Source organism: Streptomyces sp. CA-111067 (genome assembly GCF_050956065.1).
In the GTDB taxonomy this organism is placed as follows: domain Bacteria; phylum Actinomycetota; class Actinomycetes; order Streptomycetales; family Streptomycetaceae; genus Actinacidiphila.
Map to the genome: position 1 here is coordinate 555,163 of NZ_CP192103.1, position 12,126 is coordinate 567,288.

General features: G+C 73.0%; 11 protein-coding genes. 2 read left to right on the forward strand and 9 right to left on the reverse strand.

Translation table 11 applies throughout. The features are described 5' to 3' along the window. Window positions 1–31: 31 nt before the first annotated feature. From ACQPW6_RS02405 to ACQPW6_RS02430, 6 genes are all read right to left on the reverse strand, one after another. Complete coding sequence (locus ACQPW6_RS02405) at window positions 32–2,245, reverse strand: carbohydrate-binding module family 20 domain-containing protein (protein ID WP_433887829.1); 2,214 nt, start codon at window positions 2,243–2,245, stop codon at window positions 32–34. A 419-nt stretch (window positions 2,246–2,664) separates the two neighbouring features. Further along, window positions 2,665–5,046, reverse strand: a complete 2,382-nt coding sequence (locus ACQPW6_RS02410) for an FtsX-like permease family protein (protein ID WP_433887830.1) — start codon at window positions 5,044–5,046, stop codon at window positions 2,665–2,667. Continuing rightward, window positions 5,043–5,795 carry an ABC transporter ATP-binding protein gene (locus tag ACQPW6_RS02415; RefSeq protein ID WP_433887831.1) on the reverse strand — a complete coding sequence of 251 codons (753 nt, stop codon included), beginning with the start codon at window positions 5,793–5,795 and terminating at the stop codon, window positions 5,043–5,045. The genes ACQPW6_RS02410 and ACQPW6_RS02415 overlap by 4 nt, the downstream gene beginning before the upstream one ends. Next, the gene (locus ACQPW6_RS02420) at window positions 5,792–6,316 is read right to left on the reverse strand and encodes a PadR family transcriptional regulator (RefSeq protein ID WP_433887832.1); all 525 of its coding nucleotides are present in this window, start codon (window positions 6,314–6,316) and stop codon (window positions 5,792–5,794) included. The genes ACQPW6_RS02415 and ACQPW6_RS02420 overlap by 4 nt, the downstream gene beginning before the upstream one ends. A 105-nt stretch (window positions 6,317–6,421) precedes the next feature. Continuing rightward, on the reverse strand, window positions 6,422–7,072 hold the full coding sequence (locus tag ACQPW6_RS02425; RefSeq protein ID WP_433887833.1) for a hypothetical protein: 651 nt from the start codon (window positions 7,070–7,072) through the stop codon (window positions 6,422–6,424). Further along, the gene (locus ACQPW6_RS02430) at window positions 7,069–7,581 is read right to left on the reverse strand and encodes a SigE family RNA polymerase sigma factor (protein WP_433887834.1); all 513 of its coding nucleotides are present in this window, start codon (window positions 7,579–7,581) and stop codon (window positions 7,069–7,071) included. The genes ACQPW6_RS02425 and ACQPW6_RS02430 overlap by 4 nt, the downstream gene beginning before the upstream one ends. 171 nt (window positions 7,582–7,752) lie before the next feature. Here ACQPW6_RS02430 and ACQPW6_RS02435 point away from each other — a divergent pair, with 171 nt between their 5' ends. Both ACQPW6_RS02435 and ACQPW6_RS02440 read left to right on the forward strand, forming a co-directional pair. Beyond that, entirely contained in the window at window positions 7,753–8,511 is a 759-nt protein-coding gene (locus tag ACQPW6_RS02435; protein ID WP_433887835.1) for a hypothetical protein, read from the forward strand. After that, window positions 8,508–8,717 (forward strand): hypothetical protein, encoded by a 210-nt coding sequence (locus ACQPW6_RS02440; RefSeq protein ID WP_433887836.1) that lies wholly within the window; start codon window positions 8,508–8,510, stop codon window positions 8,715–8,717. Before ACQPW6_RS02435 ends, ACQPW6_RS02440 begins: the two co-directional genes overlap by 4 nt. Before the next feature lie 48 nt (window positions 8,718–8,765). On the opposite strand, the gene ACQPW6_RS02445 is transcribed toward ACQPW6_RS02440, so the two are convergent. From ACQPW6_RS02445 to ACQPW6_RS02455, 3 genes are all read right to left on the reverse strand, one after another. After that, window positions 8,766–9,704 carry a M56 family metallopeptidase gene (locus ACQPW6_RS02445; protein ID WP_433887837.1) on the reverse strand — a complete coding sequence of 313 codons (939 nt, stop codon included), beginning with the start codon at window positions 9,702–9,704 and terminating at the stop codon, window positions 8,766–8,768. Continuing rightward, window positions 9,701–10,153, reverse strand: coding sequence for a BlaI/MecI/CopY family transcriptional regulator (locus ACQPW6_RS02450; protein ID WP_433887838.1), 453 nt, complete (start codon window positions 10,151–10,153; stop codon window positions 9,701–9,703). Before ACQPW6_RS02450 ends, ACQPW6_RS02445 begins: the two co-directional genes overlap by 4 nt. Before the next feature lie 64 nt (window positions 10,154–10,217). Continuing rightward, window positions 10,218–11,924 (reverse strand): SpoIIE family protein phosphatase, encoded by a 1,707-nt coding sequence (locus ACQPW6_RS02455; RefSeq protein ID WP_433887839.1) that lies wholly within the window; start codon window positions 11,922–11,924, stop codon window positions 10,218–10,220. Window positions 11,925–12,126 lie beyond the last annotated feature (202 nt).

The following is a 12,126-nucleotide window of genomic DNA, read 5'->3' on the forward strand; positions in this document are numbered from 1 at the left end:
CGGGGTTCGGCGTGTCTGCCGGGCCGGGCGGCTACTTCCAGGTGTCGGTCAGGGTCGTCCCGGAGGCGCCGCTGCCGGCGGTGCGGTTCGCGCCGGACTCCCAGGTCACGTTGCCGCCGGCGTCCTTGAGGATGTACTTGTACTCGAAGGACGTGTTCGGCGGCAGGTTGACGGTGCCGGACCAGTTGGTGTGGTCCGGTGAGGTGAGGGCGATCGCGGACTGCGTGTTCCAGTCGGCGAGCGTGGGGATCGAGCCGACGACGTAGACCGCCTGGCCCGCGGGTACGGCCTTCGCCTCGTGGAAGGTGACGGCCACCTGGTTGTCACCGCTGCCGGAGGCGGACTGCTGGCCCCACACGTCGGAGAGCGTCCCGGCCGAACTGCCCGTGGCCGCGGTGTGGTTGCCGGTCGGCTCCCAGGTGACGTCGCCGGCCGCGTCCTTGACGATGTACTTGTACTCGAACGACGTGCTGGCCGGGAGGTCGACGGCCGCGGTCCAGTGGGTGCCGTCGGTGGAGCTCAGCGGCACGGCGTTGCTGGTGTTCCAGCCGGCGAGCGCTGTGGGCGAGCCCACCAGGTAGACCTTCTGGCCGGCCGGAGCGGTCTCGGTCTCGTGGAAGGTCTCGGTCACCGAACCCGCGGGCGGGGTGGTCGGCGGAGTCGTGGGCGGGGTGGTCGGAGGGGTCGTCGGCGGGGTGGTGGGCGGCGTGCTGGTGCCCGCGCCGTACAACGCGACGGAGTCGCCCGCCGGGACGGTCACCGTGGCCGTGCCGGAGGAGCCGACCGTCACCGTCGAACTGCCGCTGCACGCGCCCGAGGAGTCGGGGGTGGCGTGGACGACGTCGCAGTAGGCGCCGGCCGGCAGGCCGGTGGTGAAGGTCTGGGTGAGGGCGCTGCCGCCGTTGTTGATCGCGATCCAGGCGGCGGAACCGCGGGAGAAGGCGATGGCGCTGCTGCCGTTGTCCCACCAGTTGGCGACCTGCTTCCCCTGCGCGGCGTTGTGCCAGCCGACGAGGTTCGCTATGCCCTGCACGCGGTCGGTGCAGATCCAGCTGCCGGAGGAGCAGTCGGTGGCGGTCACGAACCCGTTGGCATCGGCCGGCGGGGAGTCGTCGTGGCCGTTGAAGGCGTAGCCGGAGAACACGCTCGGGGCGCCGTAGCCGTAGGCGAGCATGAACTCGGTGGCCAGCGTGTACTGGGTGCCGTTCTTGTAGTTGAGGGTCGAGTTGTCGCGCTCGGTGTCGTGGTTGGTGACCATGACGCCGTCCTTGTCGGCCGGCTGCAGGCCGCCCGAGGAGGCCAGGTTCTTCAGGCCGGCGATGTTGCCCTGGAACGCGGACTTCACCGCGTAGGCGAAGTCGAAGCCGATCACGCTGCCGTTGGACTCGAACGCGGCCGGCGCCAGGTTGCCGCCGCTGCCGGGGTAGACCTCCTGCAGCACGTAGGGCCGGCCGCCCCACTGGGTGTCGTTCAGCCGCGACTCGATGTCGGCCATGTCGGCCTGGTTGATGTGCTTGGCCGAGTCGACCCGGAAGCCGTCGACGCCGTAGCCGATGAGCTTGTTGAGGAAGCCGGCGATCTTGCCGCGCACCCCGTCGGTCTCGGTGTAGAGGTCGTTGAGGTTGGACAGGTCGCACTCCTGGACCTGCTGCTGGCTGTTCCAGTCGTTGATGGCCAGGTTGGAGTTGGGGCAGTTGGCCGGGTAGCCGTGGAAGTCGCCCGCGCCGTACGGCACCTGGCCGTACGACTTGGAGCCGGCGTTGAACGAGTCGCCGCCGTAGGAGTCGGTGCTGGTCTGGTCGTTGCCCGACATGTGGTTGATCACCGCGTCGGAGTACACCTTGACGCCGGCCGCGTGGCAGGACGCGACCATCGACTTGAACTGCGCCTCGGTGCCCATCCGGCTGTTGAGGTCGTAGCCGACCGGCTGGTAGACCTCCCACCAGGGATGCGCCCCGGACAGCCGGATCGAGTCCTGCGGCGGCGAGACCAGCACCGAGCCGTAGCCCTTGGGCCCCAGCACGCTCGTGCACTCCGAGGCGACCGAGGTCCAGTTCCACATGAACAGGTTCGCGGTCACGTCACCGGAGTTGCCGGCGGCCTGCGCGGTGCCGCCCCCGTGGAGCACGGCGATCGGCACCACGGCACCGGCGACGAGCGCCGCGGCGGCGATCAGCCCCCGGCTCCGCCCGGCACGGTGCGGTCTGCGGACGCGCGGTTCGGCGCGATGAGAAGAACGAAGCATGAATGACTCCCGCATGTCACGGACGATGAGCTTGCTTTTTCACCAAGCCACCCTCCCGACGCGCCACGGGAAGAACGGCACAACGAGCCCGCCCGCCACCACCGCCCGCAGCAAACGCATAGCCACACGCAAGCCGCAAACCACCAGCAGCACCGGACGCGACGACGACGTTGCCCCGTCACCCACCGGCCGTCAAGACATCCTGCAAGGGTTTACAGAGACTTGTGCAAGAAACCCGGATTGATTGGCAGCGTCAGGCGCCGCATGTCGTTCGCCGCGCCTCCGGCGAAGGGTTCGCTGTGCGCCGTCTCGGCCGGCAGGGCGCTGGGTACATCGGGGACCGGAGCATCGTCGCTGAGGTTCACCCGGCCCACGCCGGCCAGCGCGGACCGGGCGCCCCGCCAACCGCCCCGCAGGGGCTACTCGTTGCGTGCCGTCTCAGGTCCCGTCATCCGTCTGAGCAGCGGCATCGTGGACGCGATCACCCCCAGCGACGCCGCCAGCCCGGCCAGCACGATCACGTAGTACTGGGTCCCCGGCGCCCGGATCGAGTAGTCGAACTGCGCCTGTACGAACAGCTGGGCGGCCAGGAAGCCCATCCCGATCGCCACCACCGCGACCACGAGGAGCGGCACCGCGCTCTCCAGCAGTACCACCCGGCGCAGTACCGCGAGCGGCGTCCCGGTCAGCCGCAGCAGGCTGAACGGGCGCTTGCGGTCGCGCAGGCTCCCGGCCACGCTCACCGCGAGGCTGCATCCCGCGATGGGGAAGCTGACCAGGACGACCGCGTTGGCCAGTTGCCGGTATCCGGCGAGCTGCGAGGATCTGTCCGCACGGTTCTCGCGGACGGTCCACGGGAAATCCTGGCCGGGGTAGGCGTTCGCCAGGATCGTCCGCGCCCGTTCGACCGCCGACGTCGACCCGTCGGTGGCCACGACGATCTCATGGACCGGAAGGCGGGCGAGCCGCTCGGTGGAGATCGCCGCAGCCGGCCATACCGCGGGCCAGTGCTCCCAGTCGTACGCGCCGAAGCTGCCGAAGTCCGGCGTGACCGAAGCCGTTTCGGCTCCCGCCGCGCACGCACCGTGCGCCGGCATCCTCGCAAGCTCCGCGCACGAGGCCAGCCCTGCCACCTGCGGTTTCCCGCCGACCGAGGGGCCCTTCCCGGCCGGGTCCGGGCTGCCGAGCGGGTTCGTGTGGATCGTCAGCACACCGTCGACGCCCGGTACGGAGTCCAGTTCGCGCCGGTCGGCCGGCGAGAGCGGCGGCACGCCACCGGCCGGGTGCCCTGACGTGGGAGCGGCTCCCCGGTCGAGCTCGGCGACGAGGGCGCCTGCCACCGCCCGGGTGCCCTGCGGGATGCCGCGCTCGGCGTTCAGCGAGCCGATGACCCCGACGGCCGCGCTGGTGACGCACAGCGCGAGCACCAGCCCGCTCACCGCGCGGAATCCTGCCTTCGGGTCGTCCGCGAGCCGCCGGCCCGCCACGAGCAGCGCGGGCCTGCTGGTGACCCGGGCGAGGACGCGGGCGCCCGCCATCGTCAGCCAGGGTCCCGCGATGACGAGCCCGGTCAGGACCAGCAGGATGCCCGGGACGAAGACCCAGATCTGCCCGTCGGTGCTGCGCGGCACCCGGCCGATGCTGTACGAGAGTTCGGCGATGCCGGCGACCAGCGGGAGCACCCGGTACGCCCGCGGCGGTCGCGGGGTGGCCCGCCGGGTGACCCCGAGTGGGGACACCTGCACGCGGCGCAGCGCGAGCCGGGCCGCGACGGCGGCGCCCACCGGCACGCCGAGGGCGACGAGCAGGATGTCGCGGGTCCCGAGCGTGAGGTCGGCGGCGAAGTACCGCGTGCCCGTGAGGTCGACCGCCGCCAACTGCGAACGGAGCAGGGCGAAGAGTGCGAAGCCAGCCGCCGTGCCGACGACCGCGGCCACCGCCGACTCGACGGTCGAGATGATCGAGATCTGCCGCGGTGTGGCGCCCACCAGGCGCATCGCGGCGAAGCGCTGCTCGCGGCGGGCGGCCGCGAGCCGGGTGGCCGTGCCGATGAGGATGAGCACCGGGAAGATCAGCGCGGTGCCGACGACGGACAGGATGAGCTTGGTGCCCCGGTTGTCGATGCCCGCCCTGACGTCGCAGTTCGTGCCGTTGCAGCTGCTGGGGGTGATGGTGGTGATCGAGGTGACGCGGCGGGCATCGTTCTTCTTGGCGAGCTGGTCGGGGCTGTCGCCGACGACGACGAGCAGGGAGTCGGGGCCGGGGAGCGCCGCGCTGCCGATGGTGCCGATCTGATGGCCGGGGTAGCGGTCGGCGAGTTCGGCGGCCGGGTGGGAGCGGAGGATCTTGCCGAGGGCCGGTGAGGCGTAGAACTCGCCGGGCCCGGGGAGGCGTGGAATGCCGGGCGGGACCGGGGAGTTCGGGCCGGTGGCGGCGACGTCGACGCGGCCGACGATCTTGCCGTCGAAGTGGTCCGCCCGCAGCAGCCACCACAGCGGGTCCGTTTTCGCCGCTGCGGCCGGCCGACCGGCCGCGCCCGACGCGCCCGCGCCCGGTGCGTTCGTGCCGGACGCGTTCGCGCTCGACGCGTTCGTCTGTGACGCGCCCGCGCTCGAAGCGCTCGTGCCGGAACCGGTGTTGAGCCAGGCGTTCCTGTCGTTCTGGGTGGCGGTGGCGTTGATCGCGGCCAGGATGCTGAGCAGCAGGCCGACCCCGAGGGCGACGGCGGCGGCGATGACGGCGAGGCGGGCGGCGGCCTCCCGGCCGCCGCTCAGCGTGAGGCGCAGACCGAGCCGGATCACGAGGCGAGCCGTTCGACGGACAGCGGCGTCACCTTGCCGTCGCGGACGACGACCTCGCGGTTGGCGTAGGCGGCCACCCGCGGCTCGTGGGTGACGAGGACGACGGTGGTGCCCTCCTCCCGCACGGCGGTGACCAGCAGGTCCATCACGTGCTCGCCGGTGAGCGAGTCGAGCGAACCGGTCGGCTCGTCGGCGAACAGCACCCTGGGACGGGCGACCAGCGCGCGGGCCAGCGCGACCCGCTGCGCCTGCCCGCCGGAGAGCTCGCCCGACCGGCGCCCTTCGAGGCCGTCGAGTCCGAGCCGCCCGAACCACGACCGGGCGTCGGCCAGCGCGCTCGCCCTGCGGGCCTTGGCGAGCAGCAGCGGCAGGGCGACGTTCTCCTCGGCGGTCAACTCGGGGACGAGCTGGCCGAACTGGAAGACGAAGCCGAAGTGGTCCCGGCGCAGCGCGCTGCGCTCGGGCTCGCGCAGGGTGTCGAGGCGGCTGCCGTCGAAGAGGATCTCGCCCGAGTCGGGGACGAGGATGCCGGCCAGGCAGTGCAGCAGCGTGGACTTGCCCGAACCGCTGGGGCCGGTGACGGCCAGGATCTCGCCGGCCCGCGCGGTCACGTCCGCCCCTTGCAGCGCGGGCGTCTGCCCGAACGACAGGACGGCGCCCCGCGCTTCGACGAGGAACCCGCCGTCCGAACCGGCCGCGCCGGCCGAACCCCCCGCGCCCCGCGAACTCGTCGAGCCCGCCCGGCTCATGACCGCACCTCCGCCGTCAGAGCGCCGAGCCGCGCCGCGGTGAGGTCCATCCACCGCAGGTCGGCCTCCAGATGGAACACGCCGTGGTCGGCGAGCAGCGAGTCGATCGTGCCGCCGGTCCGCCGCAGCTCGGTGAGCTCCCGCATCCGCTCCATGTGGGCGGCGCGCTGGATGTCGAGGTACGCGCGGGGATCGCGCTCCAGCAGCAGCGCCAGCACCACTTTGGTGAACAGCACGGTCTGCAGGTGCGGTTCACCCGCGACGGGCTCGGTCAGCCATGTCTCGACCTCCGTGACGCCCAGGTCGGTGATCACATACCGCTTGCGGTCCGGCCCCGAGCCGGGCTCGGTCTCGCCGACCTCGACCTTCCCGTCACGGGCGAGGCGTCCCAGGGTCGAGTACACCTGCCCGGCGGGCAGCGGCTTGCCCCGGCCGAAGTAGTTGTCGTAGTCGCGCTTGAGGTCGTAGCCGTGGCTCGACTCCCGTTCCAGGAGTCCGAGCAGCGCCAGAGGAACAGTCATACCCCAGTGTCTACACTCAGTATCTACCGGTCGTCAACCTCAAGCACGCGCGGCCCGGGGGTCGTTGGAACCCCCGGGCCGCGCTCCCCCGTGACCGGACCCCGGCTACCGCCGGTGCTCGGGCGGCGGTGTGGTCGTGCAGGTCAGCGGCGCGTTCTTGGTGATGATCCGCTCCACGGAGCCCGGGTTGCCGTGGACCGAGGCCAGCTGCGCCGGGTTCAGGTAGCCGATGAACAGCTCCTTCCCGGCCGGCATCGCGGACGGGTAGAACGTGAGGGTGACCCGGCCGCCGGATCCGTCGCTGCCCCGCATGACGTTGTCGATGCCGGGACCCTGCCCGGCCGGGTTCAGCGTCCCGTCGTCGTGCGGGCCCTTGCAGAACTCGCCGACCTTGACCAAGACCGGGAAGCCCGCGGCGTGCAGCGCGTTCTCCAGTCCCGCGTGGTCGGTGAAGTAGGCGCTCTTGTCCCAGGTGGCGACGATGCTGCCGTCCGTCTTGGTGTCCACGGTGTACGCGGCCGTCTGGACGTGTACGCCCCCGGCACTGTTCCCGGCCGACGGCGGCCCCGCCGACGGGTTGCTGAACATCGGCACCGCGACGGCCAACGCCGCGGCGGCCGCGACCCCGGCCGTGCCGGCGACGCGGCGCCGGTTGCGCCGCCTGCGCCCCTCGGCCTCGATCTTCTCGACAGGCGTGGACATGGTGACGTCGTCGAGGGAATCCCTCAGTGCGCTGAGTACGTCGTGCTCGCTCATGGGCCGACCTCCTGGTCGTTGACGGTGCCGTCGCCGGCGGTGGTGAGCTGGCCGCGCAGCGCCGAGACGGCCCGCGACAGGTGGGCGGTGACGGTGCCCTCGGCGATCCCCAGCACCGAGGCGGTGGCCTTGGTGTCGAGGTCGAGGAAGACCCGCAGCGCGATCACCTCCCGCTGCCGCTGCGGCAGTCCGCGCAGCGCCGCGAGCAGACCGGGGTCAAGGCCGGGATCGGCCTGCCGGGGGTCCGGCAGATCGAGAGCGCCCGCGTCCAGCACGACCTCCTTCCGCCTCCTGCGCCACCACGACACCCGGGTGTTCAGCGCGGTGCGCACGATCCAGGCGCGCGGCGCAGGATGCCTGCTGACCTTCGGCCAGGACATCCAGGCCCGGGTGAACGCCTCGGCGACCAGGTCCTCGGCGAGCTGCCGATCGCCCACACTCGCCAGGACCGCCCGCAGGCAGGCGTCCTGGCTGGCCCGGTAGAACTCCTTGAACTCCAGCTGCTTCACACCCCCTATACGCCGCAGCGCCCCCGCACACTTACTCCCCCGCGCACTTACTCCGCCGCGCACCGGATCAGGGGCCGGGCCCGTCGCCGCCGCCGGCGGCGTGGCACACTGATACCCACTTCGGTCTACAGAAATGTAGACGCCCACATACGGACGACGGGGAGGCGGGGTATGAGCCCCTTGGCGCTGTTCCTCGCCGTGTTCCTCGCCTGCGCAGTCGAGGCCGTGGAAGCGCTGACGGTGGTGCTCGCCGCCGGGACCGGCAGGCACTGGCCCTCCGCGCTGCAAGGGGCGGGCGCGGCGCTGGCGGCACTGGCCGCGGTCGTCGGGGCGCTCGGCCCGGCCGTCGCCCAGATCCCGCTGAGCGGACTGCGGATCGTGGTCGGCACGCTGCTGCTGCTGTTCGGCTTGCAGTGGCTGCGCAAGGCGGTGCTGCGGGCCTCCGGCTGGAAGGAGCAGCGCGACGAGGCCGCGGCCTTCGCCAAGGGCGTGGCCGCCGCCGGGCAGGCTCCGGCCGAGCACCGCGGCAAGGTGGCCGACTGGTACGCGTTCACCCTGGCCTTCAAGGGTGTCGCGCTCGAAGGGCTCGAAGTCGCCTTCATCGTGGTCACCTTCGGGGGCGGCCAGCATGACGTGCCGCTGGCGGCGCTCGCCGCGGCGGCGGCCGTGGTGGTGGTCGCCGGGGCCGGTCTCGCGGTGCGGGCGCCACTGGCGCGGGTGCCGGAGAACGCGGTGAAGTTCGTGGTCGGCACGCTGCTGACCTCGTTCGGCCTGTTCTGGTCGGCCGAGGGCGTCCAGGTCGACTGGCCCGGTTCGGACGCCGCGCTGTTGGTACTGGTCCCCGCGGTCGCGCTGCTGGCCCTGGGCTACGTCAGGGTGCTGCGGGGCGCCGCCCTGCGGGCCGGCGAGGTGCAGGAGGCGTCGCGGTGAACCGGATCCGGGCCTTCGGGCGCTTCTGGTACGACTTCGTGATCGGCGACGACTGGCGGGTGGCCTGCTGGGTCGCGCTCGCCCTCGGCGGGTCCGCGGGCCTGGAGGCGGCCGGGGTGAACGCCTGGTGGCTGCTGCCCGTCGCGGTGGCCGGGGCGCTGGCGGACTCGCTCCGCCGGGCGGTGAAGGCGGCGCGCGGACGCTGAAGCCGGGCCCGCGAGCGCGGGAGGCCGGGCGCGAGCACTAAACGGCGGCTATCCCTCGGACAGTTCCATCAGGTAGTGGATGTGCTCGATCGCGGCGAAGGTCGCCGCCCAGCACACCACGATCCCGGCCGCGGCCAGCGCCCACCCGAGCCGGTGCCGGGCAGGCGGGCGCAGCAGGAAGTCCACCCTGCGCCCGACGTCGGTCCGCGCGCCGTCAAGGCTTCCCGCGAACTGCGCCGGAGGCGGCGGCGCCGCGGCGGCCAGCGCGGCCGCGGCCAGCGCGCGGGCAACCGTCCCCCGGTCGCCGACCTCCGCCGCCGCGCTCTCGTCGGCCCACCTCTCGACCGCCAGGTCGATGGCACGCGAGACCGGCCGTACGAACGGGTTGGCGGCAGCCGCCAGCCGCCCCAACTGGACGTACCGGTGGTGCCGGTGGCTCAGATGGGACGCCTCGTGCGCGAGCAGCGCGCGGCGCTGGTCGGCGGACAGGTGCTTGAGCATGCCGGTGGAGACCACGATCCGGCGGTGCCGGCCGGGGATCGTGTACGCGATGGCCGCGTCGTCCTCCAGCAGGCTGAGGTCACCGCCGAGCCGCGGCAGGGACGCGGCTGCCGCCGACGCCCGCCGGGCGTCCCGGACGACCCGCACCAGATGGACGGCCGCGGAGCCGAGCAGCAGCACCGCGACCGCCCCGCCGATGTCGTCGGCCGCGGGCGGCACCGGAACCATGGCGCGCAGCGCGCTCGGCGACCAGTGGGAGAGGCCGGACAGGCCGGGCGCCTCGGCCAGCGCTATCACCGCGGCAAGGCAGAGCAGCAGTCCGGTGCTCAGTGCGACGGTGAGCGCGAGGCAGGTCAGCAGCGCCGTCGCCGCGGCCGGCGACAGCCGGGCACCTGCCCGGCGGGCGAGCCATCTGCTGGACGCGCCGAGCACGAAGGGCACGGCGGCCGGCACGAGGACGGGCCACTGCGCCCCGGACGCCGTCACGGCTCGTCCTCGCCCCTGCCCTCGCCCTCGTGCTCTGACTCCGGTTCCGGTTCCGGCTCCGGCTCCGGCTCCGGCTCCGGCTCCTGGAGCAGTGCCCGCAGCAGGCTCTCCGTCTCCTCGTCCAGCGCGCCGACGAAGCGGGCCAGGACGCTCGAACGGTCCGCTCCCGCTTCGAGCAGCAAGTGCATCCGGTGCGCGGTGACCCTCGCCTCCGCGTCGGCGGCGCCTTCTCCGGCCAGCCGGTAGGCGAAGGCGCGCCCGCGCGGCGACCGCTGGAGGGCCTGCTTGGCGTACAGCCTGGTCAGCGCGGTCAGCACGGTGTTGTAGGCCAGGTCACCGCCCAGTTCCGCCTGCACCTCCGCCGCCGTCATCGCGGCGCCGGACGCCGCGAGGCAGGCGATGACCTCACGTTCCAGCCCCCCTCGCGAACGACCGCGCCGCACGTCCATCGCACCCTTCCCCCACTGCCGCCCCACCGGCCCACCCCCCGGTGCGGCCGTCGTCCTCAGTGTGTCAGAGCGTCCCGGCGCGAAGATCCGCCGTATCGATGTCAGGCGTGCGCAGAGTGAGGATCGCGATGTCGTCGTCGTTCCGGCCGGCGGCGGGGCGGGCGCGGGCGAGGAGCAGGTCGGTGAAGGCGGCCAGCGGGCGGTGGGCCAGGGAGGCGGCGTGCTTGCGGAGCTGGTCGAGACCGTCGTCGATGGGGCGGTCCCGGCTCTCGACCAGGCCGTCGGTGTACAGGACCAGGGTCGAACGGGCCGGCAGCACCAGGCTGGCGTCGGGGCGCGGCGGGGCCAGGCCGGTGCTCATCAGCAGGCCGTGCCCTTCGGTGAGGTAGCGGGCCCGGCCGTCGTGGGTGACCAGCAGCGGCGGCGGATGGCCCGCGTTGGTCCAGGCGAGCCGCCAGGTACCGTCGCCGGTCTGCCGGACGGTTGCGAAGACCAGCGTCGCCATCGGCACGCTCGTGAGGTGGGCGATCGAACTGTCCAGCAGCCGCACGATCGCGCTGGGCGGTTCATGGTGGGTCCACGCGTGCGCCCGGAGCATGTTGCGGACCTGCGCCATGCCCGCGGCGGCGTCCAGGTCGTGGCCGACCACGTCACCGATCACCAGGGCCGTCGTGCCGTCGGCGATGGTGAACGCGTCGTACCAGTCGCCGCCGACCTGTGACTCGTCCGGCGCGGGGACGTAGCGCGCGGCCATCTGCAGGCCCGGCACGGTGGGCAGCTGCGGCAGCAGGTGGCGCTGCATGGTCTCGGCGATCTTGCGCTGGCGCTGGTAGAGCCGGGCGTTGTCCAGGGCGAGGCCGGTGCGGCGGGTGATGTCCTCGAGCAGCGACAGGTCGGCGGCGGTCAGCGGTTCGCGGTGCTCCGACCGTCCCAGGGTCAGGGCGCCGAGCACGTCCCGCAGGCCGCGTATCGGCGCGATCGCCGCCGAGCCCATGCCGGTGGCCTCGAACAGCCGGCGCTGCTCGATGGCGATGCCGGAGTCCGGCGCCCCCTGGTACGTCCGCGGGGTCACGAGGGTGGAGGCGGCGCCGCGCAGGGCCCGCGACAGCGGCATCGGGGACTCCTCGGGGACCGGCGGCATCGGCCCCTGCAGGTCCTCCCGGGCGACGAACTCGCCGTCCTCGTAGTGCACCACGATGGCGCGCTCGACCTCGTCGGCCTCGGTGATCAGGTCGACCACCGCCCAGTCGGCGATCCTGGGGACCACCAGGCGCACCAGCCGGCGCAGCGCCTCGTCGCTGTCCAGGGTCGACGTCAGCTGGGTGGTGGTCTCGGCCAGCAGCGCCAGCCGCTCCAGCTCCGACAGCGCAGGGGCGACCTCGCCCGGCAGGTCGGCGCCTTCCGGCGCGCGGTCCGTCTCGGCGAAGACCACGATCGTCTCCGCGCGGTCGCTCGCGGGGGCGCAGGGCGCGACGAGCCAGGAGAGTTCGACCAGCGAACCGTCGCCCCGCTCGAACCAGTCGCAGCCGACCTGCGCGCGCCGGGCGAGGAACGACTCGCTCATCCGGCACTGGGCCCGGGTGAGCGGCTGGCCGTGCCGGTCGCGGTGCAGCAGCTCGTGCGCGTCCTGGCCGACGAGTTCGGCGGCGCATCTGCCGAGCAGTCGCTCGGCGTGCGCGTTGACCTGGGTGATCATCCCGCGCTCGTCCACCAGGTACACCGCCGCCCCGAGCATGTCGGGCAGCCCCGCCGGGCGGGTCGAAGCGGTCATTGCCGCGCTGTCGGCCCCGGCGTCGGACACGATCTCCCGCGCCTCCTCCGGCGTTCCTGATTCCTGCGGTCACCCTCTCACGAACCGCCTCGCCGCGCTGGGTCGAACCGGGTACCTGGGCCTGCGCCGGCCGGCCCCGCCGCCGCCTTCCGGCGGATGGATCCAAGGCATTGGCATCGATAACATATTCTGCCATAGTCCC